This window comes from Streptomyces sp. NBC_00385, assembly GCF_035917155.1.
GTDB lineage: Bacteria > Actinomycetota > Actinomycetes > Streptomycetales > Streptomycetaceae > Streptomyces > Streptomyces poriferorum.
Window position 1 is genome coordinate 1,698,039 of sequence record NZ_CP107951.1, and the last position, 25,138, is coordinate 1,723,176.

Annotated in this window: 24 protein-coding genes; 6 read left to right on the forward strand and 18 right to left on the reverse strand. The window is 70.9% G+C overall.

The annotated features are described in order from the left end of the window. Positions 1-2: 2 nt before the first annotated feature. The 10 genes from OG959_RS07390 to OG959_RS07435 form a co-directional block, all read right to left on the reverse strand. Entirely contained in the window at positions 3-419 is a 417-nt protein-coding gene (locus OG959_RS07390; protein WP_326657379.1) for an OB-fold nucleic acid binding domain-containing protein, read from the reverse strand. Positions 420-505: 86 nt separating this feature from the next. Further along, positions 506-1,198 (reverse strand): response regulator, encoded by a 693-nt coding sequence (locus OG959_RS07395; RefSeq protein ID WP_148021380.1) that lies wholly within the window; start codon positions 1,196-1,198, stop codon positions 506-508. A 73-nt stretch (positions 1,199-1,271) separates the two neighbouring features. Then, positions 1,272-3,815, reverse strand: a complete 2,544-nt coding sequence (locus tag OG959_RS07400) for a sensor histidine kinase KdpD (RefSeq protein WP_326657380.1) — start codon at positions 3,813-3,815, stop codon at positions 1,272-1,274. A 244-nt stretch (positions 3,816-4,059) separates the two neighbouring features. Beyond that, positions 4,060-4,737 (reverse strand): potassium-transporting ATPase subunit C, encoded by a 678-nt coding sequence (locus OG959_RS07405; protein WP_326657381.1) that lies wholly within the window; start codon positions 4,735-4,737, stop codon positions 4,060-4,062. A 6-nt stretch (positions 4,738-4,743) separates the two neighbouring features. After that, positions 4,744-6,840: a potassium-transporting ATPase subunit KdpB gene (gene kdpB, locus OG959_RS07410; protein WP_326666264.1), complete on the reverse strand. Its 2,097-nt coding sequence runs from the start codon at positions 6,838-6,840 to the stop codon at positions 4,744-4,746. A gap of 26 nt (positions 6,841-6,866) precedes the next feature. Then, positions 6,867-8,531, reverse strand: coding sequence for a potassium-transporting ATPase subunit KdpA (gene kdpA, locus OG959_RS07415; RefSeq protein WP_326657382.1), 1,665 nt, complete (start codon positions 8,529-8,531; stop codon positions 6,867-6,869). A 7-nt stretch (positions 8,532-8,538) separates the two neighbouring features. Beyond that, positions 8,539-8,628 carry a K(+)-transporting ATPase subunit F gene (kdpF, locus tag OG959_RS07420; protein WP_326657383.1) on the reverse strand — a complete coding sequence of 30 codons (90 nt, stop codon included), beginning with the start codon at positions 8,626-8,628 and terminating at the stop codon, positions 8,539-8,541. Between the two features lie 324 nt (positions 8,629-8,952). After that, positions 8,953-9,717, reverse strand: coding sequence for a DUF3710 domain-containing protein (locus OG959_RS07425; protein ID WP_148021374.1), 765 nt, complete (start codon positions 9,715-9,717; stop codon positions 8,953-8,955). Position 9,718: 1 nt separating this feature from the next. Beyond that, positions 9,719-10,252 (reverse strand): dUTP diphosphatase, encoded by a 534-nt coding sequence (gene dut / locus OG959_RS07430; RefSeq protein WP_326657384.1) that lies wholly within the window; start codon positions 10,250-10,252, stop codon positions 9,719-9,721. Continuing rightward, entirely contained in the window at positions 10,252-10,836 is a 585-nt protein-coding gene (locus OG959_RS07435; RefSeq protein WP_326657385.1) for a PaaI family thioesterase, read from the reverse strand. Before OG959_RS07435 ends, dut begins: the two co-directional genes overlap by 1 nt. 58 nt (positions 10,837-10,894) lie before the next feature. Between OG959_RS07435 and OG959_RS07440 the strand changes: the two genes are divergently transcribed. Continuing rightward, positions 10,895-11,353, forward strand: coding sequence for a DUF3093 domain-containing protein (locus OG959_RS07440; protein ID WP_326657386.1), 459 nt, complete (start codon positions 10,895-10,897; stop codon positions 11,351-11,353). Here the strand turns inward: OG959_RS07440 and OG959_RS07445 are convergent. The 4 genes from OG959_RS07445 to OG959_RS07460 all read right to left on the reverse strand — a co-directional run bounded on the left by OG959_RS07445 (position 11,350) and on the right by OG959_RS07460 (position 14,967). Further along, positions 11,350-12,360, reverse strand: coding sequence for a hypothetical protein (locus OG959_RS07445; RefSeq protein WP_326657387.1), 1,011 nt, complete (start codon positions 12,358-12,360; stop codon positions 11,350-11,352). The genes OG959_RS07440 and OG959_RS07445 overlap by 4 nt on opposite strands. 13 nt (positions 12,361-12,373) lie before the next feature. Then, the gene (locus OG959_RS07450; protein ID WP_003965732.1) at positions 12,374-12,670 is read right to left on the reverse strand and encodes a DUF4193 domain-containing protein; all 297 of its coding nucleotides are present in this window, start codon (positions 12,668-12,670) and stop codon (positions 12,374-12,376) included. A 405-nt stretch (positions 12,671-13,075) separates the two neighbouring features. Beyond that, positions 13,076-14,308, reverse strand: a complete 1,233-nt coding sequence (locus tag OG959_RS07455) for a sensor histidine kinase (protein WP_326657389.1) — start codon at positions 14,306-14,308, stop codon at positions 13,076-13,078. 5 nt (positions 14,309-14,313) lie between these two features. Further along, positions 14,314-14,967: a response regulator transcription factor gene (locus tag OG959_RS07460; protein WP_018551468.1), complete on the reverse strand. Its 654-nt coding sequence runs from the start codon at positions 14,965-14,967 to the stop codon at positions 14,314-14,316. 417 nt (positions 14,968-15,384) lie between these two features. Here OG959_RS07460 and OG959_RS07465 point away from each other — a divergent pair, with 417 nt between their 5' ends. After that, the gene (locus OG959_RS07465; RefSeq protein ID WP_187285335.1) at positions 15,385-15,558 is read left to right on the forward strand and encodes a hypothetical protein; all 174 of its coding nucleotides are present in this window, start codon (positions 15,385-15,387) and stop codon (positions 15,556-15,558) included. A gap of 112 nt (positions 15,559-15,670) precedes the next feature. Here OG959_RS07465 and OG959_RS07470 read toward each other — a convergent pair whose 3' ends face one another. Both OG959_RS07470 and OG959_RS07475 read right to left on the reverse strand, forming a co-directional pair. Next, positions 15,671-16,489, reverse strand: coding sequence for an inositol monophosphatase family protein (locus tag OG959_RS07470; RefSeq protein ID WP_326657391.1), 819 nt, complete (start codon positions 16,487-16,489; stop codon positions 15,671-15,673). 44 nt (positions 16,490-16,533) lie between these two features. After that, positions 16,534-17,661, reverse strand: a complete 1,128-nt coding sequence (locus OG959_RS07475; protein ID WP_326657393.1) for a ferrochelatase — start codon at positions 17,659-17,661, stop codon at positions 16,534-16,536. Between the two features lie 243 nt (positions 17,662-17,904). Here OG959_RS07475 and OG959_RS07480 point away from each other — a divergent pair, with 243 nt between their 5' ends. Continuing rightward, positions 17,905-19,152, forward strand: coding sequence for an MFS transporter (locus OG959_RS07480; protein WP_326657395.1), 1,248 nt, complete (start codon positions 17,905-17,907; stop codon positions 19,150-19,152). Continuing rightward, entirely contained in the window at positions 19,109-20,431 is a 1,323-nt protein-coding gene (locus tag OG959_RS07485) for a D-arabinono-1,4-lactone oxidase (protein ID WP_326657396.1), read from the forward strand. The genes OG959_RS07480 and OG959_RS07485 overlap by 44 nt, the downstream gene beginning before the upstream one ends. Before the next feature lie 85 nt (positions 20,432-20,516). On the opposite strand, the gene OG959_RS07490 is transcribed toward OG959_RS07485, so the two are convergent. Further along, positions 20,517-21,620: a hypothetical protein gene (locus OG959_RS07490; protein WP_326657397.1), complete on the reverse strand. Its 1,104-nt coding sequence runs from the start codon at positions 21,618-21,620 to the stop codon at positions 20,517-20,519. 497 nt (positions 21,621-22,117) lie between these two features. On the opposite strand from OG959_RS07490, the gene sepH reads away from it, so the two are divergent. Then, the gene (gene sepH / locus OG959_RS07495) at positions 22,118-23,182 is read left to right on the forward strand and encodes a septation protein SepH (protein WP_148021365.1); all 1,065 of its coding nucleotides are present in this window, start codon (positions 22,118-22,120) and stop codon (positions 23,180-23,182) included. A gap of 106 nt (positions 23,183-23,288) precedes the next feature. Here sepH and OG959_RS07500 read toward each other — a convergent pair whose 3' ends face one another. Continuing rightward, complete coding sequence (locus OG959_RS07500; protein WP_326657399.1) at positions 23,289-24,122, reverse strand: sulfurtransferase; 834 nt, start codon at positions 24,120-24,122, stop codon at positions 23,289-23,291. A 233-nt stretch (positions 24,123-24,355) separates the two neighbouring features. On the opposite strand from OG959_RS07500, the gene OG959_RS07505 reads away from it, so the two are divergent. After that, positions 24,356-25,132: a VOC family protein gene (locus OG959_RS07505; RefSeq protein ID WP_326657400.1), complete on the forward strand. Its 777-nt coding sequence runs from the start codon at positions 24,356-24,358 to the stop codon at positions 25,130-25,132. The last annotated feature ends 6 nt before the right edge of the window (positions 25,133-25,138 follow it).

Sequence of the window (25,138 nt, forward strand, 5' to 3'; positions counted from 1 at the left end):
GGCTACTCCTTGCCGAGCGGTCGGAGTTCGTATTTGGGGTTGAACAGCACCCGGCGCCCGTGGCTCATGGCGATGCGGCCGGAGGCGATGAGCTTGCGGCCCGGCTCTATGCCCACGATGGAGCGGCGGCCGAGCCAGACCACGTCGAGCGGCGCGGTGCCGTCGAAGAGCTCCGCCTCAAGGGCGGGCACTCCGGCACGCGGTCGCAGGGTGACCGTCCGCAAGGTACCAGTGACCTTCACGATCTGGCGGTCGGTGCACTCGGAGATCCGGGTGCATCCCGATGCCTGCGAGTCCTCCTCCAGCTCCTCGCACTCCAGGTCCTCCTGGGAGCTGGAGAGCCGGTCGAGCATGCGCCGGAAGCGCCCGGACGGCCGCTCGGCCTTCTGGGACTTCTCGAATCGAGGTACGGCACTCATACCCGAAGGGTACCGGTCTCCGGAGGTCCTGGAGGGTGGCCGCCGTCTCACTCGAACGGGTGGCACGGCACCCCGGCCGCGGCCCCTCAGGCGCGCTCGAAGCGGTAGCCCATCCCGGGTTCGGTGACGAAGTGCCGGGGGTGCGAGGGGTCGGCCTCCAGCTTGCGTCTCAGCTGGGCCATGTAGACCCGCAGATAGTTGGTCTCGGTGCCGTACGAGGGCCCCCAGACCTCCTGGAGCAGCTGCTTCTGGCTGACCAGCCGGCCGCTGTTGCGGACCAGGACCTCCAGCAGGTGCCACTCGGTGGGGGTGAGCCGCACGTCGCGCCCCTCGCGGTGGACCTTCTTGGCCGCGAGGTCGACGGTGAAGCCCTCGGTCTCCACGAGCACGACCTCGTCGCCGCCGTCCTGGCCGACGGGCTCGGCACGGCGCACCGAGGCGCGCAGCCGGGCCAGCAGCTCGTCCATGCCGAACGGCTTGGTGACGTAGTCGTCGGCCCCCGCGTCCAGTGCCTCGACCTTCTCGTCGGAGGTGTGCCGGGCCGAGAGCACCAGGATCGGCACCCGGGTCCAGCCGCGCAGGCCCCTGATCACCTCGACACCGTCCATGTCGGGCAGCCCGAGGTCGAGGACGACGACGTCGGGGTGGCGCGCGGCGGCCAGCTGGAGCGCGGTGGCCCCGTCGGGCGCGGCGTCCACCTCGTACTTGCGCGCCTTCAGGTTGATCACGAGGGCGCGTACGATCTGCGGCTCGTCGTCGACCACAAGCACCCGGGTCATCGCGGTCCTGCCTTTCTGCTGTACGTGAGTCCGTACGTCTGGGCTGTGCGGGGGCCGGGGAGGTCTCCCCGTGTCATGAGGTGACCCGTGCGGGCAGGTCGAGGCTGACCGGAACGTATCCCGAGGCCGCCTTGAGGGTCAGGACCATGGTGAGGCCTCCGCCGGGGGTGTCCTCGGCGTCCAGCGTGCCGCCCATGGACTCGACGAAGCCGCGGGCCACCGCGAGGCCCAGGCCCACTCCCGCGCCGCGCGGGGCGTCGCCGTAGCGCTGGAAGGGCTCGAAGATGCGTTCCTTGGCCTCGTCGGGGACGCCCCGGCCGCCGTCGGCCACCCGTAGCTCGACCCGGGCGCCCAGCGCGCTGGCGGCCACGGTGACGCGCTCACCGTCCGGGCTGTACTTGACGGCGTTCTCCACGATGTTGGCGACGGCACGCTCCAGCAGTCCCGGGTCGACGGCGACCATGGGCAGCGTCTCGGGGATGTCCAGCTCGACGCTGTCCTCGGGGACGCCGCCCAGGGCCATGGGCACGACCTCGTCGAGGTCGATCTCGCGGATCAGCGGGGTGACGGTGCCGGTCTGCAGGCGGGACATGTCGAGGAGGTTGCCGACGAGGTGGTCGAGGCGGTCGGCGCCGTTCTCGATGCCTTCGAGGAGTTCGGCCTCGTCGTCGTCGGACCAGGCGACGTCGTCGGAGCGCAGGGAGCTGACGGCGGCCTTGATTGCGGCGAGGGGGGTCCGCAGGTCGTGGCTGACGGCGGCCAGCAGCGCGGTCCTGATCCGGTTGCCCTCGGCGAGCCTGCGGGCCTCCTCCGCCTCGCCCACCAGGCGCTGGCGGTCGAGGACGACGGCGGCCTGGGCGGCGAAGGCGCCGAGCACCCGGCGGTCCTCGGCGGGCAGCACCCGGCCGGACAGGGCCAGGGCCATGTGGTCGCCGACGGGCATGTCCACATCGGCGTCCTCGGGCCGGGCCACCGGCGCCGGTCCGACGCTGCCGGCGCACGTCCACGGATCGACGTCGCTCTGCCGCTCCAGCAGGGCTACGGACTCCATCCCGAAGGTCTCGCGGACGCGGTCCAGAAGCGCGGCCAGGGTGGTCTCGCCGCGCAGCACGCTGCCGGCCAGGAAGGAGAGGATCTCGGACTCGGCGCGCAGCCTGGCGGCCTGATGGGTGCGGCGGGCCGCCAGGTCCACGACGGAGGCCACCGCCACGGCCACCGCGAAGAAGATCACGATGGCGACGAAGTTCTCGGGGTCCTGCACGGTCAGGGTGTGCGTCGGCGGGGTGAACCAGTAGTTCAGCAGCAGGGAGCCCGCGGCGGCCGACGCGAGGGCCGGACGCAGCCCGCCGAGCAGAGCCGCGCCGACGGTCAGGAAGAGGAAGAGCAGGACGTCGTTGGCGAGGCCGGGGCCGTTCTCCATGCCCTTGAGGAGCAGGGCGAGGAGTGCCGGTCCGCCGACGCCGACGAGCCAGCCCCAGATGATGCGGGCCCTGCCGAGCCGGGCACCGCGGGCGATGGGGAGGCCGCGGCCCTTGGCGACCTCGTCGTGGGTGACGATGTGGACGTCGAGGTCGGTGCCGGACTCGCGGGCGACGGTGGCGCCGACGCCGGGTCCGTAGATGTACTGCCAGGCCTTGCGGCGGCTGGAGCCGAGGACGATCTGGGTGGCGTTGACGCCCCGGGCGAACTCGAGGAGCGCGGAGGGTATGTCGTCGCCGATGACGTGGTGGAAGGTGCCGCCGAGGTCCTCGACGAGCGTGCGCTGGACGGTCAGCTCCTTGGGCGAGGCCGACGTCAGTCCGTCGCTGCGGGCGATGTAGACGGCGAGGATCTCGCTGCCGGAGCCCTTGGCCGCCATCCGGGACGCGCGGCGGATGAGGGTGCGGCCCTCGGGGCCGCCGGTGAGTCCGACGACGATGCGCTCACGGGCCTGCCAGGTGGTGCGGATGTTGTGCTCGCCGCGGTACTGCTGGAGGTACTCGTCGACCCGGTCGGCGACCCAGAGCAGGGCCAGCTCGCGCAGCGCGGTGAGGTTGCCGGGGCGGAAGTAGTTGGAGAGCGAGGCGTCGATCCGGTCCGGCTTGTAGATGTTGCCGTGGGCCATCCGCCGGCGCAGCGCCTGGGGAGACATGTCGACCAGTTCGAGCTGGTCGGCGCGGCGGACCACTTCGTCGGGCACGGTCTCGCGCTGGCGTACGCCGGTTATGGACTCGACGACGTCCCCGAGTGACTCCAGGTGCTGGATGTTGACCGTGGACACCACGTCGATGCCGGCCTGGAGGAGTTCTTCGACGTCCTGCCAGCGCTTGGCGTTGCGGGAGCCCGGCACATTGGTGTGCGCGAGTTCGTCCACCAGGGCGACGGCGGGGGCGCGCTCCAGGACGGCCTCGACGTCCATCTCCGTGAAGACGGCGGAGCGGTACTCGATCTCGCGGCGCCGGATCTGTTCCAGGCCGTGCAGCATGACCTCGGTGCGCGGGCGGTCGTGGTGCTCGACGAAGCCGACGACACAGTCGGTGCCGCGCTCCACCCGGCGGTGTGCCTCGGAGAGCATCGCGTACGTCTTGCCGACGCCCGGTGCCGCACCGAGGTAGATCCGAAGTTTGCCGCGCGCCATGGCCCCATTGTCTTCCTGAAACCGGTTCTGTTCACCGAGACCGGCGGCGGCCCATGCGGCAGCCACTGTCGAAACTACTCCGTTGATTTCCGTCATATCGGGCGAGGGCTGCGGGTGCGGTCCGTATTGACGTAATTCTGATGCCGGGGCCCGGTCGATGTCATACCGGTTCCCGGGCACGGGAACGACGTCGTCCCGTGCCCGGGGCGGGCCGCCGTGGCCCGCCCCGGGCAACGCGGTGTGTTCAGCGCGTTCCCGTGTCGTTCACGAGTTCCCGCAGTGCGATGTTGAGCTGGAGGACGTTGACCCGCGGTTCGCCGACGAAGCCGAGGATGCGGCCGTCGGTGTGCTGGTCGACGAGCTCGCGGACCCGTGCGGTGTCGAGGTGGTTGCGTGCCGCGACACGGTTGACCTGGAGATCGGCGTAGGCCGGGGAGATGTCCGGGTCGAGGCCGGAGGCGGAGGAGGTGACCGCGTCGGCCGGCACCTGGGAGGGGCTGACGGGGTGGCCGGGGACGGAGTTGTCCTTGACGACGGCGGCCTTGGCGGCGGTGACCCAGCCGATGAGTTCCTTGTTGTCGCCGGAGCGGTTGGTCGCGCCGGAGAGGATCAGGGAGTACTGGGTGTTCACGCTGTTGGTGCCGAGGCCGTTGGAGGGACGGGGCTGGAACCACTTGAGGTCGGGGGCCGCGGTCTCCTGGCCCTTCTTGAGGGGGAGGTCGTAGCGCTGGCCGATGAGTTCGGAGCCGACGACCCTGCCGTTCGCCGTGACCTCGGATCCGTTGGCGCGTCCGGGCATGAGCCCCTGGGCGACGCCGGTGACGGCGAGGGGGTAGATGACGCCGCAGACCAGGGTGAGGACGAGCAGGGCGCGCAGACCTGCCCAGAGCAGGCGGGCGGAGTTTCCTACGGAGTTGTTCATGGCAGGTCAGCCGATTCCGGGGATGAGGGAGATGATCAGGTCGATGATCTTGATGCCGGCGAACGGGGCGATGAGCCCGCCGAGCCCGTAGACGCAGAGGTTCCGCCGGAGCATCGAGTCCGCGCCGCTGGGCCGGTAGCGGACGCCCTTGAGGGCGAGCGGGACCAGCGCGACGATGATCAGCGCGTTGAAGATCACGGCGGACAGGATCGCGGACCGGGGTGAGGACAGGTCCATGATGTTGAGCTCGTCCAGGCCCGGGTAGACCACGGCGAACATCGCGGGAATGATCGCGAAGTACTTCGCGACGTCGTTGGCGATGGAGAACGTCGTCAGGGCGCCGCGGGTGATCAGCAGCTGTTTGCCGATCTCCACGATCTCGATGAGCTTGGTGGGATTGGAGTCCAGATCCACCATGTTCCCGGCCTCCTTCGCGGCCGAGGTTCCGGTGTTCATGGCCACCCCGACATCGGCCTGGGCGAGCGCCGGGGCGTCGTTCGTGCCGTCGCCGGTCATCGCGACGAGCTTGCCGCCCGCCTGCTCCCGCTTGATGAGGGCCATCTTGTCCTCGGGAGTGGCCTCGGCGAGGAAGTCGTCGACACCCGCCTCCTGGGCGATGGCCTTCGCGGTGAGCGGGTTGTCGCCGGTGATCATGACCGTACGGATGCCCATCCGGCGCAGTTCGTCGAACCGTTCCCGCATGCCCTCCTTGACGACGTCCTTGAGGTGGATGACGCCCAGGACCCGGGCCCCGTCCGCGTCCTGGCGGGCCACCAGCAGCGGGGTGCCGCCGGCCGCGGAGATGCGGTCGGTGAGTGCCTGCGCGTCCGGGGAGACGCTGCCGCCCCGCTCCCTCACCCACGCGATGACCGATCCGCTCGCGCCCTTGCGGACCTTGCGCCCGTCGACGTCCACGCCCGACATGCGGGTCTGGGCGGTGAACGCCACCCACTCCGCCTGGGCGAGTTCGCCCTGGTGACGCTCGCGCAGGCCGTACCTCTCCTTGGCGAGGATCACCACGGACCGGCCCTCGGGCGTTTCGTCGGCCAGCGAGGAGAGCTGGGCGGCGTCCGCCAGTTCGGCCTCCGTCACTCCGGCGACGGGGAGGAACTCGGCGGCCTGGCGGTTGCCGAGGGTGATGGTGCCGGTCTTGTCGAGCAGCAGCGTCGAGACGTCACCCGCCGCTTCGACGGCGCGTCCGGACATGGCGAGCACGTTGCGCTGGACGAGGCGGTCCATGCCGGCGATGCCGATCGCGGAGAGCAGCGCGCCGATGGTGGTCGGGATCAGACAGACCAGCAGCGCGGCCAGCACGATCATGGACTGCTCACCGCCGGCGTAGATCGCGAACGGCTGCAGCGTGACCACGGCCAGCAGGAACACGATGGTGAGGGACGCCAGCAGGATGTTGAGCGCGATCTCGTTGGGTGTCTTCTGCCGGGCCGCGCCCTCGACCAGGGCGATCATCCGGTCGATGAACGTCTCGCCCGGCTTGGTGGTGATCTTGACGACGACGCGGTCGGAGAGCACCTTCGTACCGCCGGTGACGGCGCTGCGGTCGCCTCCGGACTCCCGGATGACCGGGGCGGACTCGCCGGTGATCGCGGACTCGTCGACGCTCGCGACGCCCTCGACGACGTCCCCGTCGCCCGGGATGATGTCGCCTGCCTCGCAGACCACGAGATCACCGATGCGCAGTTCCGCGCCGGGGACCCTCTCCTCGTTCCTGCCGATGATCCGGCGGGCCACGGTGTCGGTCTTGGCCTTGCGCAGGGTGTCGGCCTGGGCCTTGCCGCGGCCCTCGGCGACCGCCTCCGCCAGGTTGGCGAAGATCGTCGTCAGCCAGAGCCAGACGGCGATCGCCCAGCCGAACCAGTCGGCCGGGTCCAGCACCGCGAGCACGGTGGTCAGCACCGACCCGACCAGCACCACGAACATCACCGGCGACTTGACCATCACCCGCGGGTCGAGCTTGCGTATCGCGTCGGGGAAGGAGGCGATCAGCATCCGGGGATCGAACAGCCCGGCGCCGACGCGGCCTTCGGGAGCGGACCCGGCCGGAGCGTCCTGATGGGGTGCTCGGGCCGGAGTGACTGTGGACATCGTGGCCTCTTGCTTCGTACGGAGGGTCATGACGCCAGCCCCTCGGCCAGCGGCCCCAGGGCAAGGGCCGGGAAGTAGGTCAGACCGGCGATGATCATGATGGTGGCGACCAGCAGCCCGCTGAACAGCGGTTTGTGGGTGCCCAGGGTGCCGACGGTGGCCGGCACGGGCCGCTGCTCGGCGAGCGAGCCCGCCAGGGCCAGGACGAACACCATGGGCAGGAACCGGCCCAGCAGCATCGCGAGCCCGATCGTGGTGTTGAACCACTGGGTGTCCGCGTTGAGCCCGGCGAACGCCGAACCGTTGTTGTTGGCACCGGAGGTGTAGGCGTAAAGGATCTCCGAGAAGCCGTGTGCGCCCGAGTTGGTCATCGAGTTGCCCGGCGTGGGCAGGGCCATCGCCACGGCGGTGAAGCAGAGCACCAGGGCCGGTGTGACGAGGATGTAGCAGGCGGCGAGCTTGATCTCGCGGGTGCCGATCTTCTTGCCCAGGTACTCCGGCGTACGGCCGACCATCAGACCGGCGATGAACACCGCGATGACCGCCATGATCAGCATCCCGTACAGACCGGAGCCGGTGCCGCCGGGGGCGATCTCGCCGAGTTGCATGCCGAGCATCGTGATGCCGCCGCCGAGGCCGGTGAACGAGGAGTGGAACGAGTTCACCGCACCGGTCGAGGTGAGCGTGGTGGCCACCGCGAAGATGGACGAGCCGCCGACGCCGAACCGGTTCTCCTTGCCCTCCATCGCGCCGCCCGCGATCTCGAACGCGGTTCCGTGGTGGGCGAATTCGGTCCACATCATCAGGGCGGTGAAGCCGAGCCAGATGACGCCCATGGTGGCGAGGATCGCGTACCCCTGCCTGAGCGAACCGACCATGCGTCCGAAGGTGCGCGTCAGGGCGAAGGGAATGACGAGGATCAGGAAGATCTCGAAGAGGTTGGAGAGCCCGTTGGGGTTCTCGAAGGGGTGGGCCGAGTTGGCGTTGAAGTAACCGCCGCCGTTGGTGCCCAGTTCCTTGATGACCTCCTGGGAGGCGACCGCGCCGCCGTTCCACTGCTGCGATCCGCCCGTGAACCGGCCGACCTCGTGGATGCCGGAGAAGTTCTGGATCGCTCCGCAGGCGACGAGTACGAGCGCGCCGATCACCGCGATCGGCAGCAGGATCCGTACGGTGCCGCGCACCAGGTCGGCCCAGAAGTTGCCGAGTTCACCGCTGCGGGTGGCGGCGAACCCCCGGACGAGGGCCACCGCGACGGCGATGCCGACGGCGGCCGAGACGAAGTTCTGCACCGCGAGGCCGCCGGTCTGCACGACGTGGCCCATGGCCTGCTCGCCGTAGTACGACTGCCAGTTGGTGTTGGCGACGAACGAGGCCGCCGTGTTGAACGCCTGGTCGGGGTCGATCGAGGCGAAGCCGAGCGAACCGGGCAGAGAGCCCTGGAGCCGCTGCAGCAGGTACAGGAAGAGGACGCTCACGGCGGAGAAGGCGAGAACACCGCGCAGATAGGCGGGCCACCGCATCTGCGTGTTCGGATGGGCGCCGATGGCCTTGTATATCCACTTCTCCACCCGCAGATGCTTCGGAGAGGAGTAGACGCCGGCCATGTGGTCACCGAGCGGGCGGTACGCCAGACCCAGCGCCACGACGAGCGCGAGAACCTGGAGCACGCCGGCGAGGACGGGGCTCATATCGGGCTCAGAACCTCTCCGGGTACAGAAGGGCGAGGACGAGATAGCCCAGCAGGGCTGCGGCCACGACGAGGCCGGTCACGTTTTCGGCAGTCACAGCTTCGCCACCCCCTTGGCAATGAGTGCCACCAACGCGAAGACCGCGATCGTGGTGACGACGAAGGCCAGGTCGGCCATCGGGTGCTCCTGGATGAGGTGCGGATTTCTCGGACCTCATGAGCAAACCCCCTGCCCGCGCCCCCGTGACCTGCGTTGATGGCTTCCATACGGGGATGGGCCCGGCCTTGACGGCGCCCGTACGTGCCCGATACGCGCCTCATACGGGGCCTCCGCGCCCTTCTTCCCCCGGACACGCAGAAGCCGGTGGCCCGTACCCCCGCGAAGGGGTACGGGCCACCGGCCGGTGCTGTTGGGGTGCGGGTCAGCGCACCTCGGTGATCTCGGGGCCGCGCTGGAGGCCCGCCATGCCGCCGGAGAACTTCGAGCCCTCCTGCTCCTCCTGCTGAACGCCCTCGGGAACCATCTGGGCGTCGTTGGGGAGCTTGAGGACGATCGGGTCGCGCGGGGCCATCGGCCCGTCGCCGCGGACCACGACGGTGTCCCGGAAGACCGTCTCCAGGAGACCGGCGGCCTCCGGCTGCACGGCGCCCTGGCCGGAGATCACTCCGCGCAGGAACCAGCGCGGGCCGTCGATGCCGACGAAACGCACCATCTGCACGCCGTTCGCCCCGTCGGGGAGCTGTACGGGGACCTGCGCGCGCAGCTCCCAGCCCAGCGGGCCCTCGACCTCGTCGATGATGCCGCCCTGCTGGGTGATACCGGAGGCGATCTCCTCGCGGACCTCGCCCCAGATGCCCTCCTTCTTGGGGGCGGCGAAGGCCTGCAGCTGGATCGCGCTGTCGCGCAGCACCACCGTGGCGGCGACGATCGCGTCACCGGCGACCTCTACGCGCAGCTCCATGCCCTCGACACCGGGCACGAAGATGCCGCCCAGATCGACCCGGCCCTCGCCGGGCTGGGAGACCTCTTCGATGTCCCACGGACCGTCCGGCCGCGGTGCCGGCGGAAGGTTCGTCCGGCGCGATCCGCCCTCGGCGTCATCGAGCTCGTCGACGACCTGCTCGGCCTCGCGCGCTTCGTCCGCCGTGTCATCGGCGGAACCACTGTTCTTGCGACGTCCGAACACGTCACTTTCCTTCCCGGTCGGATTCGACCGAAGCGTAGCTGTTCCCGCCCTGGGGAACCCCGCCCCGGACGCCATCAACATCAACGGCGGCATGACCGCCGGTGGACCCGAAGCCCCCTTCGGCCCGCGCCGAACCGGGAAGCTCCGACACTTCGTGGAAGCGCACCTTCTCGACCTGCTGCACGACCAGTTGGGCAATCCGGTCGAACCGCTCGAACCGCACGGACTCGCGCGGGTCGAGATTGATGACGATCACCTTGATCTCTCCACGGTACCCGGCATCCACCGTCCCCGGAGCATTCACCAGGGCGACTCCGCACCGTGCGGCGAGGCCGGACCGGGGGTGCACGAACGCGGCGTACCCGTCCGGCAGGGCGATCGAAACCCCGGTGGGGAGTACGGCCCGCTCGCCCGGCGCCAGCTCGGCGGCCTCGGTGGTGACCAGGTCGGTTCCGGCGTCGCCCGGGTGCCCGTACGCCGGAATCGGCACCTCCGGGTCGAGCCGGCGGATCAGGACGTCGACGGGGTGGCGCATCACGGGTTCACCTCGAAGGCGCGGGCGCGCTTGACCTGGTCGGGGTCGGCCATCGCGGCCCGGATCTCCGCCGGGCGGCCGTTGTCGATGAAGTGGTCGACCTTGACCTCGATGAACAGGGCCTCCGCGCGGACGGCGACGGGCCCGTCCGGGCCGCCGATCCGGCCGGTCGCCCGGGAGTAGATCTTCCGCCCGTGGACGGCGGTGATCTCGGCATCCAGGAACAGCACGGTGTCCACCGGCACGGGGCGGACGAAGTCGGTCTCCAGCCGTCCGGTCACCGCGATCACGCGCAGCAGCCAGTTCAGCGAGCCGAGCGTCTCGTCCAGCGCGGTGGCCAGCACCCCGCCGTGGGCGAGGCCCGGGGCGCCCTGATGGGCGGCCTGCACGGTGAACTCGGCGGTGACACCGACACCCTCACCCGCCCTCGCCTGGAGGTGCAGCCCGTGCGGCTGTCCGTCGCCGCAGCCGAAACAGTGTTCGTAGTGCGCGCCGAGCAGCTCACCCGGTGCCGGGGCGTCGGGATGCCGGACCGGTTTCACCGCGTCGGCGGGGGGCTTCAGGGCCGCAGATGTTCCACTCACAGCCGCAGACCTTACCCGCGCGGGTACCCGCAGGTCGCGCCGTGCCAAGCTTGGGTTCATGCAGCCTTCCACCCCGCCGTTCGACGAACGTCTCACCGCACCCCGTTCGTGGTGGTTCATCGCCCTGCTGGTCGGCATCGCGTGCGCGCTGATGCTGCTGCCGCTGGGCACCCTCCCCCTGCTCGCAGGGCTGGCCGGCGGCACCGTCCTGTCGGCGGTGGCGGTCAGCTCGTACGGCTCCGCGCGGATCCGGGTGGTGGCCGGTGCCCTCGTCGCGGGCGACGCGAGGATCCCCGTGTCGGCGCTCGGTGAGGCCGAGGTCCTGGACGCCGAGGAGGCACGCGCCTGGCGCTCGTACAAGGCGGACACCCGGGCCTTCATGCTGCTGCGCAGCTACATCCCGACGGCGGTGCGCGTGGAGGTCACGGATCCCGGGGACCCGACTCCGTACGTGTATCTGTCGACCCGTGAGCCGCAGGCGCTGGCCGCGGCCCTGAAGGCGGCCGGCCCGGCCTAGGCCTCCGGCTCCTGGCGGCCCTTGGGGTCCTCGTGGCCCTCCGTGCTCCCGGGCAGGGCCTTGTACGGGCGCTCGGGCCGTTCCAGCGGTGGCAGGTCGGTCAGGCGGTCCCAGGGGGTCTGCCGCTCGCGCAGGTCCTTCCTGACCCGTTCGGCGAGCTTCCTGGTGTCGCGCCGGTTCATCATCGCGCCGACGGCGGCGCCGATCATGAACGGGATGAGGTTGGGCAGATCGCGCACGGTGCGTTTCATGATCTGCTGGCGCAGCTCGCGCTTCATCTGGCCACCGAGCGCCGCGTTCACCGTCGTGGGGTGGGCGACGTCGATACCGCGCTCCTCCGTCCAGGACGTGAGGTAGGCGGTGGAACGCTGGGCGATGTTGCCGGGCGGGCGCAGTCCGTAGACCTCGTGCAGCTCCGCCACGAGCTTCATCTCGATCGCGGCCACACCGGTGATCTCCGCGGCCAGCTCGGCGAGCATGGCGGGCGGGACGGGCATCATGGCCGCTGCGCCGATTCCGGCGCCGACGGTCGCGGTGGCCCTGCTCGCGCCGGCGATGAGCCGGTCGGCGATCTCGTCGGGCCCGAGGCCCGGGAACTGCTTGCGCAGGGTGGCGAGGTCGCGCACAGGGACGCGGGGAGCGATGTCGATGATCAGGTCGGCGATATGACCGATCGCCGCCTTGGCGCTCTCCCCGCCCTTGCGTACGCCCCGTTTCACAGATTTCAGACGGCCTGCCCCGGTCACGGGCTCCGTCCTGTCGACCTGTCCGGCCCTGTCGGCCGCGTCGACTTCCGCAGCCGCCTCGATGGCCGCGACAGCTGCTTCGACTGCTTCGAGCGAGGCCGACCGGCCTCGCTCGTCGTCGTGTTCGCCCGGCGTGGGTGGCAGGGCGGACTGCTCGGCAGGCGCTGTGACGCCCTCTGCCGGGCCTGTACCGCCCTGTTGCGCCTCCGGCTCTTCGTTGCGCCGGCGGCGCCGCTTCCGGAACGGTGAGTCCCCTGCCACGGCCGACCGGACCTCAGTCGCAGTCGCGGCAGATCGGCTGGCCGTTCTTCTCGCGGGCCAGCTGACTGCGGTGGTGCACGAGGAAGCAGCTCATGCACGTGAACTCGTCGGCCTGCTTGGGCAGGACCCTTACGGCCAGTTCTTCGTTGGACAGGTCTGCGCCGGGCAGTTCCAGTCCTTCGGCCGCATCGAATTCGTCGACGTCGACGGCGGACGCCGTCTTGTCGCTCCGGCGAGCCTTGAGCTCTTCAAGGCTGTCCTGATCGACGTCGTCGTCGGTCTTGCGTGGGGTGTCGTAATCCGTTGCCATTGTCGCTCTCCCCCTCTGGGTGTCTGCGGTGTCTCAGCGCACGTAACGCGTGAGAGGCCGGACTTGTGCCCGACCCGAGGCGGAGATTTTGCCTCACATCAAGGTCTGTTACTCAATCGACACCCAAAAGGACCGCTCGAGAGTGATCAGCTTGGGTGGCGATGGGGACCGTACACGGTCCCGGCGGTGCTGTTTGCCAGCACCACCCCGTGTACTTCCCGTGATATTGACCCCCGAAAACCCGACTTTTGCCGGATTTTCGGTGGGATCCCTGATCACGGAGCGTGGACGGGCGGAAATTCGCTCCTGTGATCGATCACACACGGCCCTCCCGGGATCGAGTCCCGAAAATTCCGCTCAAAGCGAACAAAAATAATCCGCGCACATCGCGCCCCGCCCAGCTTCTCAGACGGGCAGTGAGACGCGCATCACAAGACCACCGCCCTCGCGGGGCTCCGCGATGATACGGCCTCCGTGAGCGCGCGCGACGGAGCGCGCGATCGAAAGGCCGAGACCGACCCCCTTGTCGCTGCCCGTCCGCTCCGTACGCAGCCGCCTGAAGGGCTCGAAGAGGTTGTCGATCTCGTAGGCAGGCACCACGGGTCCGGTGTTGGTGACCACCATCAGGGCCTGCCCCGGCATCAGCTCGGTGCTGACCTCGACCCAGCCGTCCGCCGGAACGTTGTAGCGCACCGCGTTCTGTACGAGATTGAGCGCGATCCGCTCCAGCAGGACACCGTTGCCCTGGACGACGGCCGGGGCCAGCTCGCTGCGCATCTCCACGCCCTTGGCCTCCGCCTCGCTCCGTGCCTGGTCCAGCGCGCGGGAGGCCACCTCGGCCAGGTCCACGGGCTTGCGCTCGACGATCTGGTTGTCGCTGCGGGCGAGCAGCAGCAGGCCCTCGACGAGCTGCTCACTGCGTTCGTTGGTGGCCAGCAGCGTCTTGCCCAGCTGTTTGAGCTCGGGAGGTGCCTGAGGATCGGAGAGGTGGACCTCCAGCAGCGTGCGGTTGATGGCCAGCGGGGTGCGCAGCTCGTGCGACGCGTTTCCGACGAACCGCTGCTGCGCGGTGAAGGCCCGCTCCAGCCGTTCCAGCATGTCGTCGAAGGTGTCGGCCAGTTCCTTGAGCTCGTCGTCCGGTCCGTCCAGTTCGATGCGGCGGGACAGATCGGTTCCGGCCACCCTGCGTGCGATGCGGGTGATCCGGCCCAGCGGCGAGAGCACCCGTCCGGCCATGGCGTAGCCGAAGGCGAAGGCGATGACGCTCAGGCCCACGAGGGCCAGCAGCGACCGGTTGAGGAGCGTGTCGAGCGCCTGCTGGCGCTGATGGTTGACGCAGGTGTTCACCGCGGCGTTGAAGTCGTCCGCCGGGGCGTTCTCGGGCAGGTTGCAGATCTCGCTGGTCACCTTGCCGCTGACGATCTTGAACGGCAGCTCGCTGCCCACGTGCAGGGCCTGGGCGGCCAGCATGTAGATGATCGACAGCAACAGGATGCCGGCGATCAGGAACATACCGCCGTACAGCAGGGTGAGCCGTATCCGGATGGTCGGGCGCAGCCAGGTGTACGGGGGCTCCTGCTGCTTGGGCTCCCAGGTGGGCTTCGGGGGCGCCGCCGCGGGGGGCGGGACGGTGGGCACCGGCCTCAGATCCGGTAGCCGGAGCCGGGCACCGTGACGATCACCGGCGGCTCGCCGAGCTTGCGCCGCAGGGTCATGACGGTCACCCGGACGACGTTGGTGAACGGGTCGGTGTTCTCGTCCCATGCCTTCTCCAGGAGCTGCTCCGCCGAGACGACGGCGCCCTCGCTGCGCATCAGGACCTCCAGCACCGCGAACTCCTTGGGAGCGAGCTGCACCTCCTGATCGCCGCGGAACACCTCACGACGGTTGGGGTCGAGCTTGATCCCGGCACGCTCCAGGACGGGCGGCAGGGCGACCGTCGTACGGCGGCCCAGCGCCCGGACCCGGGCGGTCAGCTCACTGAAGGCGAAGGGCTTGGGCAGGTAGTCGTCCGCACCGAGCTCCAGGCCCTCCACCCGGTCGCTGACGTCCCCGGACGCGGTGAGCATGAGTACCCGGGTCGGCATACCCAGCTCGACGATCCGGCGGCAGACGTCGTCGCCGTGCACCAGGGGGAGGTCCCGGTCGAGCACCACGACGTCGTAGTCGTTGACCTCGATGCGCTCCAGGGCCGCGGCGCCGTCGTACACGACATCGACGGCCATGGCCTCACGGCGCAATCCGGTGGCCACCGCATCGGCGAGCAGCTGCTCGTCCTCCACGACGAGTACGCGCACGGCGCTTCCTTCCTTAGAACTTCACGGCAGAACTTCACGACGGGACCTCGCCGCGTGACTTCACGGCGTTCCCGACAGACCGGCGGAGCGTCCGGACGGACCCGTGGTCCATGATCCGGACCGTGTCCCGGCACGGTCTGTGCGGCTCCATCCTGCCCGTAACGCGTATAAACCGGCGGTAAGACGGCGCGGCCCGACCTGCGGCTTCCGGGAATTCGAAGGATTCCCGGGCCAGTTGAGGTTTCTCTGAGGATTGGGCTGGGGAGGACGAATTCACACCCGCGATCACGTCTTGTATGTGGCGTGCCACAGGCCCCTCCGTCCCCCGGAGAGTGCGTGATCACCCGCCCTACCGCCTCGGCGGAGGGAAACCCGGGCACACCCCCGTGCCACCGACCCACGATGAGGGGGCGCTTCATGGACGCTTTCACCGCAGGTCTGCTGCAACGCATCCAGACCACCGAGTCCGACCTCACGAAGGCCCGCGAGACGGGCGACGACTTCCTCGCGGATGTCGAGCAGGGCGAGCTGGACGACCTGCACCGCCTCGCTGCCGAGCACGGTGTTCACATCGGCGCCACAAGCGTCTGAGCCGTCACGAGAAGGCCCCGCGATGCTGCGTGCGCATCCGCGGGGCCTTCTCGGTTCCGGTGACGTCCACGGCCCGCTCAGCGGGCCTCCCGGGGCCGTGGACGGCGGGTTCTCAGTCGTGCCAGGCGCCCAGCTCCTCCAGCAGCGCCTGAAGGGGCTCGAAGACCCCGGGTGCCGCGGCCACCGTCAGGCCGCCGTCGGCGGGCAGTCCCGGGCGCCCGCCGGTCAGCGCGCCCGCCTCCCGGGCGATGAGGTCACCGGCCGCGAGGTCCCATGGATGGAGGCCGCGCTCGTAGTAGCCGTCGAGGCGTCCGGCGGCGACGTCGCAGAGGTCGATCGCCGCGGAACCGCCGCGCCGGATGTCCCGCAGCCGCGGGATCAGCACGCGCGCCACGTCCGCCTGGTGCGCGCGGACGTCGGCGACGTAGTTGAAGCCGGTCGACACGAGCGCCTGGTCGAGCGGCGGGGCCGGCCGGCAGCGCAGCCGGGCGCCTTCCCCGTACGCCCCGCCCTTTGCGTACGCACCGCCGCCGAGGACCGCGTGGTAGGTCTCTCCGCGCATCGGGACCTCCACGACGCCCACGATCCGTTCTCCGTCGCGTTCCGCGGCGACGGAGACGGCCCACGTGGGCAGGCCGTAGAGGTAGTTCACGGTGCCGTCGAGCGGGTCGATCACCCAGCGGATGCCGCTGCTGCCCTCGGAACTGGCGCCTTCCTCGCCGAGGAAGCCGTCGTGCGGGCGGCGCTCGGACAGGAAGCCGGTGATCAGCTTCTCGGCGGCGATGTCCATCTCGGTGACGACGTCGACCGGACTGGACTTGGTCGCGGCCACGCCCAGGTCGGCGGGGCGGCCGTCGCGCAGCAGCGCACCGGCGCGGCGGGCGACGTCCAGGGCGAGGTCGAGCAGTTCGGGCAGCAGGGGGTCGGTCACGGCGCTCCCAGAGGGGTGAGGGGTACGGATCGGATCGGATCGCTCTACGAGTACGGGCTGTCGGCGCCCGCGGCGGCCGGCTTGAGCGCCCGGGCCGGGCAGCAGCCGACCGGGCAGAGGTCGTGGCTCGCCCCGAGGCTCCCGAGCGCACACCGCTCCCGGTCCAGGCCCTTCTCGGTGGCGGCGCGCTCCAGCACCAGGTCGCGCACGGCGGCCGCGAACCGCGGATCGGCACCGACCGTCGCGGACCGGCGCACCGTGAGCCCGAGTTCGGCCGCCTTCGCGGTGGCCTCGGTGTCGAGGTCGTAGAGGACCTCCATGTGGTCCGAGACGAAGCCGATGGGCGCCATGACGACGGCGGGGACCCCGTCACCGTGCAGCGACTCCAGGTGGTCGCAGATGTCGGGCTCCAGCCACGGGATGTGCGGGGCGCCGCTGCGCGACTGGTAGACGAGCCGCCAGGGGTACTCGACGCCGGTCCGCTCGGTCACGGCCGCCACGATCAGCCGGGCCACGTCCAGGTGCTCGGCGACGTACGCGCCACCGTCGCCGTGCGCCTCCACCGGGCCCGAGGTGTCCGAGGCCGAGGTGGGGATGGAGTGCGTGGTGAAGGCGAGATGGGCGCCCGCCCGCTGCTCCGGGGACAGCTCGGCCAGCGAGGCGAGGACGCCGTCCACCATGGGCTCGACGAAGCCGGGGTGGTTGAAGTAGTGCCGCAGCTTGTCGACGCGCGGCACCGGCAGGCCCTCCGCCTCCAGGACGGCCAGCGACTCGGCGAGGTTCTCGCGGTACTGCCGGCAGCCGGAGTACGAGGCGTAGGCACTCGTCGCCAGGACGGCGATGCGGCGGTGCCCCGCCCGGACCATCTCGCGCAGGGTGTCGGTCAGGTAGGGCGCCCAGTTGCGGTTGCCCCAGTACACCGGCAGATCCAGTCCGTGCTCCGCGAGGTCCTTGCGCAGCGCGTCGAGCAGCGCCCGGTTCTGGGCGTTGATCGGGCTGACGCCTCCGAAGAGGAAGTAGTGCTTGCCGACTTCCTTCAGCCGCTCCTCGGGGATCCCCCGGCCACGGGTCACGTTCGCCAGGAACGGAACCACGTCGTCCGGTCCTTCGGGACCTCCGAAGGAGAGCAGCAGCAGGGCGTCGTAGGGAGCGGGATCGCGCAGATCGGACATGGCATCGATCCTGCCACCCGCCTGCGGCCCGCTTCCCACCGACATCCGCACCGTGGCCACGGCTCGCATCCCGCTCACAGCATCCGCCCACGGCCGCGGCCCGCATCCGCCGGCCGTGCGGCACCGTCCGCCGAGGCGCGCCCGCCGGGAATCCCGCTGTCGGGCGCACCGGCGCGCCCGTAAGCTGTATCGGCCACGTTCACCCCTGACACCGCGTGTGATCACGCCGTAGCGGAGCCCTCCTTGCCCAGTCCCTACCGCGCGATCTTCGCCGCCCCCGGCACCAAGGGGTTCTCCTCGGCCGGCTTCTTCGGCCGGATGCCTCTGTCCATGATGGGCATCGGCGTGGTGACCATGATTTCCCAGCTCACCGGCCGGTACGGGCTGGCGGGCGCGCTCTCCGCGACGCTGGCGATGTCGGCCGCCGTGGTCGGACCGCAGGTGTCCAGGCTGGTGGACAGGTACGGGCAGCGCCGGGTGCTGCGTCCCGTGACGCTCGTCGCGCTGGCGGCGGTGGCCGGCCTGCTGGTCTGCGCGCAGCAGCGGCTGCCCGACTGGACCCTGTTCGTCTTCGCCGCGGGTGCGGGCTGCGTGCCCAGTGTCGGGTCGATGGTCCGGGCCCGCTGGGCGGAGATCTACCGGAGCTCGGCACGGCAGCTGCACACCGCGTACGCGTGGGAGTCGATCGTCGACGAGGTCTGCTTCATCTTCGGCCCGATCATCTCCATCGGGCTCTCCACCGCATGGTTCCCGGAGGCCGGCCCCCTGGTCGCCGCCGGGTTCCTGCTCGTCGGAGTCTTCTGGCTGACCGCTCAGCGGGCCACCGAGCCGGTGCCGCACCCGCATGCCCGGCACACCAAGGGCTCCGCGCTGGGCTCGCGCGGACTCCAGGTGCTCGTGGTCACCTTCGTGGCGACCGGGGCGATCTTCGGGGCGGTCGACGTGGTGACGGTGGCCTTCGCCGAGGAACAGGGCCACAAGGCGGCGGCCAGCCTGGTGCTGGCGGTGTACGCGCTGGGGTCCTGCCTCGCCGGGGCCGTGTTCGGCCTGCTGCACCTGAAGGGCAGGTCATCCACCCGGTGGCTGGTGGGAGTGTGCGCGATGGCCGTGAGTATGATCCCCCTCCAACTGGCCGGGAACCTGCCGTTCCTGGCCGTGGCGCTCTTTGTCGCGGGTCTCTCCGTCGCACCGACGATGGTCACGACCATGGCCCTCGTCGAACAGCACGTACCGCGCACCAGACTGACCGAGGGCATGACCTGGACCAGCACCGGGCTCGCCGTAGGCGTGGCGCTCGGCTCCTCGGCCGCCGGCTGGGTGGTCGACGCGTCCGGGGCCAAGGCGGGGTACGCGGTGCCCGCCGTGGCGGGAGCGCTCGCGGCCGCGGTGGCGTTCCTGGGGTACCGCCGGCTCACAGGGCCGGTTCCTACGGAAGGGCGCGGGGAAGATGACCGACACCTACGCACGGACGACGACGAGCGCGTGGCGTAACTGGGCGGGGAACGTCACCGCCCGCCCGGCAAGGGCCGTGTCCCCCGCGTCCGTGGACGAGCTCGCCGAGGCGCTGCGCAGGGCGTCCGAGGACGGCCTGAAGGTGAAGCCGGTCGGCACCGGCCATTCGTTCACCGCGACAGCCGCCACCGACGGACTGCTGATCCGCCCCGATCTGCTCACCGGCATCCGCGACATCGACCGCGCGGCGATGACGGTGACCGTCGAGGCCGGCACCCCGCTGAAGCGGCTCAACACCGCGCTGGCCCGCGAGGGCCTCTCGCTCACCAACATGGGCGACATCATGGAGCAGACGGTCGCCGGGGCCACCTCGACCGGCACCCACGGCACCGGCCGCGACTCGGCGTCCATATCCGCGCAGATCCGCTCCCTGGAGCTGGTCACCGCGGACGGCACGGTGCTGACCTGCTCGGAGACGGAGAACCCGGAGGTCTTCGCCGTAGCCCGGATCGGGCTCGGCGCGCTGGGCGTCATCACCGCCCTCACCTTCGCCGTGGAGCCCGTCTTCCTGCTGACGGCACGTGAGGAGCCGATGGCCTTCGACAAGGTCACGGCGGACTTCGACCAGCTGGTGACCGAGAACGAACACTTCGAGTTCTACTGGTTCCCGCACACGGGAAACTGCAACACCAAGCGCAACAACCGGAGCGCGGGCCCTGCCGCCCCGCCCGGCAGGGTCAGCGGCTGGATCGAGGACGAGCTCCTCTCCAACGGCGTCTTCCAGGTGGCCTGCTCACTCGGCCGGGCGGTCCCCGCCACGATCCCCTCGATCGCCAAACTCTCCAGCCGGGCCCTGTCGGCGCGTACATACACCGACATCCCCTACAAGGTGTTCACCAGCCCGCGCCGGGTGCGGTTCGTGGAGATGGAGTACGCCCTGCCGCGCGAGGCCGCCGTGGGCGCGCTGCGCGAGGTCAAGGCGATGGTGGACCGGTCCCCGCTGCGGATCAGCTTCCCGGTGGAGGTGCGCACCGCCCCCGCGGACGACATCGCGCTCTCCACGGCCTCGGGCCGGGACAGCGCGTACATCGCCGTCCATCTGTACCGGGGCACGCCCTACCAGGCGTACTTCACGGCGGTCGAGCGGATCATGACCGCGCACGGCGGCCGTCCGCACTGGGGCAAGGTCAACACCCGTGACGCCGAGTACCTGGCCGGGGTGTACCCGCGCTTCGGCGAGTTCACCGCCGTACGGGACCGGCTGGACCCGGACCGGCTCTTCGCCAACGACTACCTGCGCCGGGTCCTGGGCGACTGACCCCGTCGCCGGACGCCGTCGGCCTCCACCCTGGATGAGGGCGGAGGCCGACGGCGTCCGGGGGAAGTGGCGCCCGGTTCCTCTCTCACTCCCCCGTGTCCGTGCCGGCCGTCGCGTCGCCGTCCTGCGCCGGAGCGTCGGCGGTACCGGTCGGATCGGGTGTGGAGCTGTTGCCGCCGCCGGTGGTGGGACTGGGGGCGGGCGCCGGCGCCGTGTCGTCGCCGGCGGATTCCGACGGAGTGGGTGTGGGCGTCGGGTCGGTCGTGGAGGCGCCGTCCCGGTCCGGCTCCGGGTTCGTGCTCCGGCCGTCCTGCGGGTCGGCGCCGGGAGCCGTGCTCGTGTCCTCGCCGGGCGTCGTGGCCTCCTGCTCCGGGTCGGTGCCGGTGGACGGTGCCGGATCGGACGGACCCGAGCCCCGCTCGCCGCGCACGACGGAGCCGACCGTGGTCCCGTGGCCGCCGCTCAGGTCGTTGCCCGAGACCAGCTCGAACGTGGTGATCCCGATCATCGACACGACGAACACCACGGCCGCCCCGAGGGCCGAGCGCTTCCAGCCGCGGATCCGGGTGCCGTGCGTGGTCGCCTGCGTGAAGGCGTCGTCGGACGCCGGGGCCGCAGCGAGCTGCCGGGTTCCGGCCGGCGACTCGATGAGCTGCGTACGGTCCGGGCCGGCGGTCGCCTTGCGCAGCACGGTCGTGGCATCCACCTGCCGCAGGACGGTCGTGGCGTCGGCGTCCTTCGGAGCGCCGCCCACCGGCATGCCCGCGGGGTCGACCTGCCGGAGCACGGTCGTGGCATCCAGAGGCCGCAGCATCGCGGTGGCGTCGGCGGACCCGGCGGCCTCGCGCAGGGCGACCCGCGTACCGGAGGTCTCCCACCGCGCGTCCGGGTCCCCGCCGTCCCGCGTCTGGCGCGTGTGGACCGTCACCTCGCGGCCCGGGTGTTTCACCTGGACCGTGACCTCGCGGATCTGCTCGCCCGTGCGGCGGAAGAAGTGCTGGAAGACCGAGCCGCCGCAGGTTGCCACGATGCTCATCACCCCGGCGCCGAGAATCGTCCCGTACACGCCCAGTTGGGAGGCCGCCACCGCCGCCGCGACCGCCGCCACCGCACTGCCCGCCACCTGGGGCAGGCTCAGATCTATCCGCCTTTCTCTGGGTTCTGTGTCACTTTCCGGCTTCTGCACCATTTCCAGCCCTTGGTTGACATCTCTCCCACCATGCAACAACAAGGGACATTTGAGCGAAGCAGATAGTTCCGCTTACGTTGATTCTGTGAAGGAGGACACGCATTGCGGGCATCCCGCCTTCAACGGGGTACCTCAACTGCCGTGCCTCACGAGAACTTCGGCGGCGCGGCGGTCCACCCCGATGGCCCGAATGGAGTACTGTGGCGAGCCCTGGGGCCGGACTCCCGCGTGGAAGTCCGGAACCTTCGGGAGGGGGCCGAAGGAGGCACTCGATCCGGCGGCGCCGCGGCATCGCACGGGGGCCAGCTACGCGGAGTGACCATCGGTTACTTTGCGTTGCGCAAGAGGTCACCGTGTCATACCGGCGATCAAGGGCTCACGCCCGACACGCCGGGCAACACGGCAATGTTGTGGCAGGCTGCACCCGGGCAGGCCACACTCGACTAGCGGAAGCAGCGACGCACGTGACGTCGGCAGGCACCACCCGGGAGGTCCCCATGCCCGAACTGCGTGTCGTGGCCGTCTCCAACGACGGCACACGACTGGTGCTCAAGGCTGCGGACAGCACGGAGTACACGCTTCCGATCGACGAGCGGCTGCGAGCCGCCGTGCGCAACGACCGCGCGCGGCTCGGCCAGATCGAGATCGAGGTGGAGAGCCACCTCCGCCCCCGCGACATCCAGGCCCGGATACGAGCCGGTGCCTCCGCGGAGGAGGTCGCTCAGTTCGCCGGGATTCCGGTCGACCGTGTCCGCCGCTTCGAGGGCCCCGTGCTCGCGGAGCGCGCCTTCATGGCCGAGCGGGCCCGGAAGACTCCTGTGCGCCGTCCCGGCGAGAACACTGGCCCTCAACTCGGCGAGGCGGTGCAGGAACGCCTCCTGCTGCGCGGCGCCGACAAGGAAACCGTCCAGTGGGACTCATGGCGCCGCGACGACGGCACCTGGGAGGTCCTCCTGGTGTACCGGGTCGCCGGCGAGCCGCACTCGGCGAGCTGGACCTACGATCCGCCGCGCCGGCTGGTCCAGGCCGTCGACGACGAGGCACGCTCGCTGATCGGCGAGACCGACGACGTCGCCGCGCCCGAGCCCAGCTTCCCGTTCGTCCCCCGGATCGCCCGGCTGCCGCGCGACCGGCCGCTGGACCGCGCCCTGGACCGCCAGATGGAACGCCCCGCACCGCCTCCGCCCCCGGAGCCGGAGGAGCGCATCGGCGGGGTCACCGCGAGCGAGCGGGATTCACTCACCAGCCTGCTGGAGGCGGTACCGAGCTTCCGCGGCGACATGGTCGTACCGGAACGGCCCGCACCGCCCGAGCCCCCGGCGCTCGAACCCGCCCCCCACGAGCCGGAGGCTGAGGAGCCGCCGGCCCCCGCGGCCTCGGCGGGCGCGGGTTCCGCGTACGCGGACGTCCTGATGCCGCGTGCGGTCGCGGGGCACCGCGACCGCCTCACGGGTACGACGGACCGGCAGGCCGAGGCCGACGGGGTCCGGCCCGGCCGGCGGGCCGCCGTGCCGAGCTGGGACGAGATCGTCTTCGGCACCCGCCGCAAGAAGCAGGACTGAGAGTCCGGGTGACAGCAGCATGACGAGGGCCCGTACGCCGTCGCGTACGGGCCCTCGTGCGCTGTCCGGGCGGGGCCGGAGCCATCCCGGCCGCCCGACGGATCCCCTACTGCGGGTCGGGTCCCGTGGCGACCGGACGCGACTCGTCGCGCGTCCAGTGCGACCAGGAGCCCGCGTAGAGGGCCGCGTCCGCGAAGCCGGCGATCTCCAGCGCCAGCACCTGGTGGGCGCCGGAGACCCCCGAGCCGCAGTAGACACCGACCTCCCCGACATCCTCGGTGGCACCCAGCCCGAAGAACCGGGAAGCCAGCCGCTCGGCGGGAAGGAAACGCCCGTCCGCGCCGACGTTCTCCACCGTGGGGGCAGACACCGCACCCGGGATATGCCCGCCCACCCGGTCGAGCGGCTCCACATCGCCCCGGTACCGTTCGGCCGCCCGCGCGTCGAACAGCAGGCCCGAGCGGGCCTGAGCGGCCGCGCCGTCCGCGTCCAGCAGAGGCAGCGCTCCGGGCACGGGGACGAAGTCCCCCTCCGCGGGGCTCGGAATCTCCTTCGACAGCTCACCGGTCCACGCGGCGAGACCGCCGTCCAGCACCCGGACGTCCCGGTGCCCCGTCCAGCGCAGCAGCCACCAGGCACGGGCCGCCGCCCAGCTCAGTCCGCCGTCGTACACGACGACCGAGCTGTCCCGGCTCACCCCGGCACGGCGCATGACGGCACCGAACTCCACCGGATCGGGCAGGGGGTGGCGTCCGCCGTCACCCGCCGGCCCGGAGAGTTCCGCCTCCAGATCGACGAAGACCGCGCCGGGAAGATGCCCGGCCTCGTAGTCGGGCCGGCCATGGGGGCCGCCCAGCTGCCAACGTACGTCCAGGAGCACCGGCGGACGTGGCCCCGCCGACTCGCTCGCACATTCGGATGCGGTGATGATGGGCTTCATGCGTGCCATCCTCGCGCAGAGGCCGGCCCGCCCGTAATAGCGCCGAAATGCATGTATCACCACAAACCGGACCTCCTCGGTCGAGATCGCGGAAATTGCGGCGCGGCCGGGACGCATCACGCGCCGGGTGGTGCAAGCATCTGCACGGGGCGTACACATCCCGTACCGCACAACGGCGCGCCGGCCCCGTTCCCCCTGTACGGCCACCACGATGGTCGGAGGAGAGTGTGACGATGACCGAGGCTGCCGCTCGGCGAGCGCCCGGAACACCATGCTGGGTGAGCCTGATCGTGCACGGCCTGCACACGACCCAGAACTTCTACGCCGAACTGTTCGGCTGGGAGTTCGGGCCGGGCCCGGAGCAGCTCGGCCCGTACGTCCGGGCGCTGATCGACGGGAAGGAGGTCGCGGGTATCGGACAGCTGCCGCCGGACCGGCACCTCCCGATCGCCTGGACGACCTATCTGGCCACCGACGACGCCGACCTCACGGCGGAGGCGATCCGCGCCTGCGGCGGCACGGTCGGTGTCGGGCCGCTGGACGCCGGAGAGGCGGGCCGGATGGCCATCGCCTCCGACCCGGTCGGCGCCGTGTTCGGGATCTGGCAGGCGGCCGCACACCTCGGCACCACGCTGGCCGGCGCCCCCGGCACTCCGGTCTGGAACGAGCTGGTGACCCGGGAGACGTCGACGGTCGCCAAGTTCTACCAGGCGGTGTTCGGCTACGAGGCCGAGGCGGTCGTCTCGGCCGACTTCGACTACCAGACCCTCCACCTGGACGGCCGCCCGGTGGCCTCGCTGCACGGCGTCGGCCACGCCCTGCCGCGCGACCGGGGTCCGCACTGGATGACGTACTTCGAGGTCGACGACACGGACGAGGCCGCGCAGCGCGTGGTGGAACTCGGCGGGCACATCCTGCAGCCGCCCCGGGAGGGGTCCGGCGGCAGGGTGGCCACGGTCGCGGACCCGGAGGGCGCGGCGTTCACGATCGTGCGGTCGACGGGGCGCTGAGGCGCT

Bases quoted from the DNA above. Each gene is read 5' to 3' on its own strand.
- sepH (WP_148021365.1), top strand. From the start codon at position 22,118: ATGCCCGAACTGCGTGTCGTGGCCGTCTCCAACGACGGCACACGACTG.
- OG959_RS07500 (WP_326657399.1), bottom strand. From the start codon at position 24,122: ATGAAGCCCATCATCACCGCATCCGAATGTGCGAGCGAGTCGGCGGGG.
- OG959_RS07400 (WP_326657380.1), bottom strand. From the start codon at position 3,815: ATGGCGCGCGGCAAACTTCGGATCTACCTCGGTGCGGCACCGGGCGTC.
- OG959_RS07485 (WP_326657396.1), top strand. From the start codon at position 19,109: ATGACCGACACCTACGCACGGACGACGACGAGCGCGTGGCGTAACTGG.
- OG959_RS07450 (WP_003965732.1), bottom strand. From the start codon at position 12,670: ATGGCAACGGATTACGACACCCCACGCAAGACCGACGACGACGTCGAT.
- OG959_RS07390 (WP_326657379.1), bottom strand. From the start codon at position 419: ATGAGTGCCGTACCTCGATTCGAGAAGTCCCAGAAGGCCGAGCGGCCG.
- dut (WP_326657384.1), bottom strand. From the start codon at position 10,252: ATGCGCCACCCCGTCGACGTCCTGATCCGCCGGCTCGACCCGGAGGTG.
- kdpA (WP_326657382.1), bottom strand. From the start codon at position 8,531: ATGAGCCCCGTCCTCGCCGGCGTGCTCCAGGTTCTCGCGCTCGTCGTG.
- OG959_RS07440 (WP_326657386.1), top strand. From the start codon at position 10,895: ATGCAGCCTTCCACCCCGCCGTTCGACGAACGTCTCACCGCACCCCGT.
- OG959_RS07490 (WP_326657397.1), bottom strand. From the start codon at position 21,620: ATGGTGCAGAAGCCGGAAAGTGACACAGAACCCAGAGAAAGGCGGATA.
- OG959_RS07475 (WP_326657393.1), bottom strand. From the start codon at position 17,661: ATGTCCGATCTGCGCGATCCCGCTCCCTACGACGCCCTGCTGCTGCTC.
- kdpB (WP_326666264.1), bottom strand. From the start codon at position 6,840: ATGTCCACAGTCACTCCGGCCCGAGCACCCCATCAGGACGCTCCGGCC.
- OG959_RS07405 (WP_326657381.1), bottom strand. From the start codon at position 4,737: ATGAACAACTCCGTAGGAAACTCCGCCCGCCTGCTCTGGGCAGGTCTG.
- OG959_RS07395 (WP_148021380.1), bottom strand. From the start codon at position 1,198: ATGACCCGGGTGCTTGTGGTCGACGACGAGCCGCAGATCGTACGCGCC.
- OG959_RS07505 (WP_326657400.1), top strand. From the start codon at position 24,356: ATGACCGAGGCTGCCGCTCGGCGAGCGCCCGGAACACCATGCTGGGTG.
- OG959_RS07465 (WP_187285335.1), top strand. From the start codon at position 15,385: ATGGACGCTTTCACCGCAGGTCTGCTGCAACGCATCCAGACCACCGAG.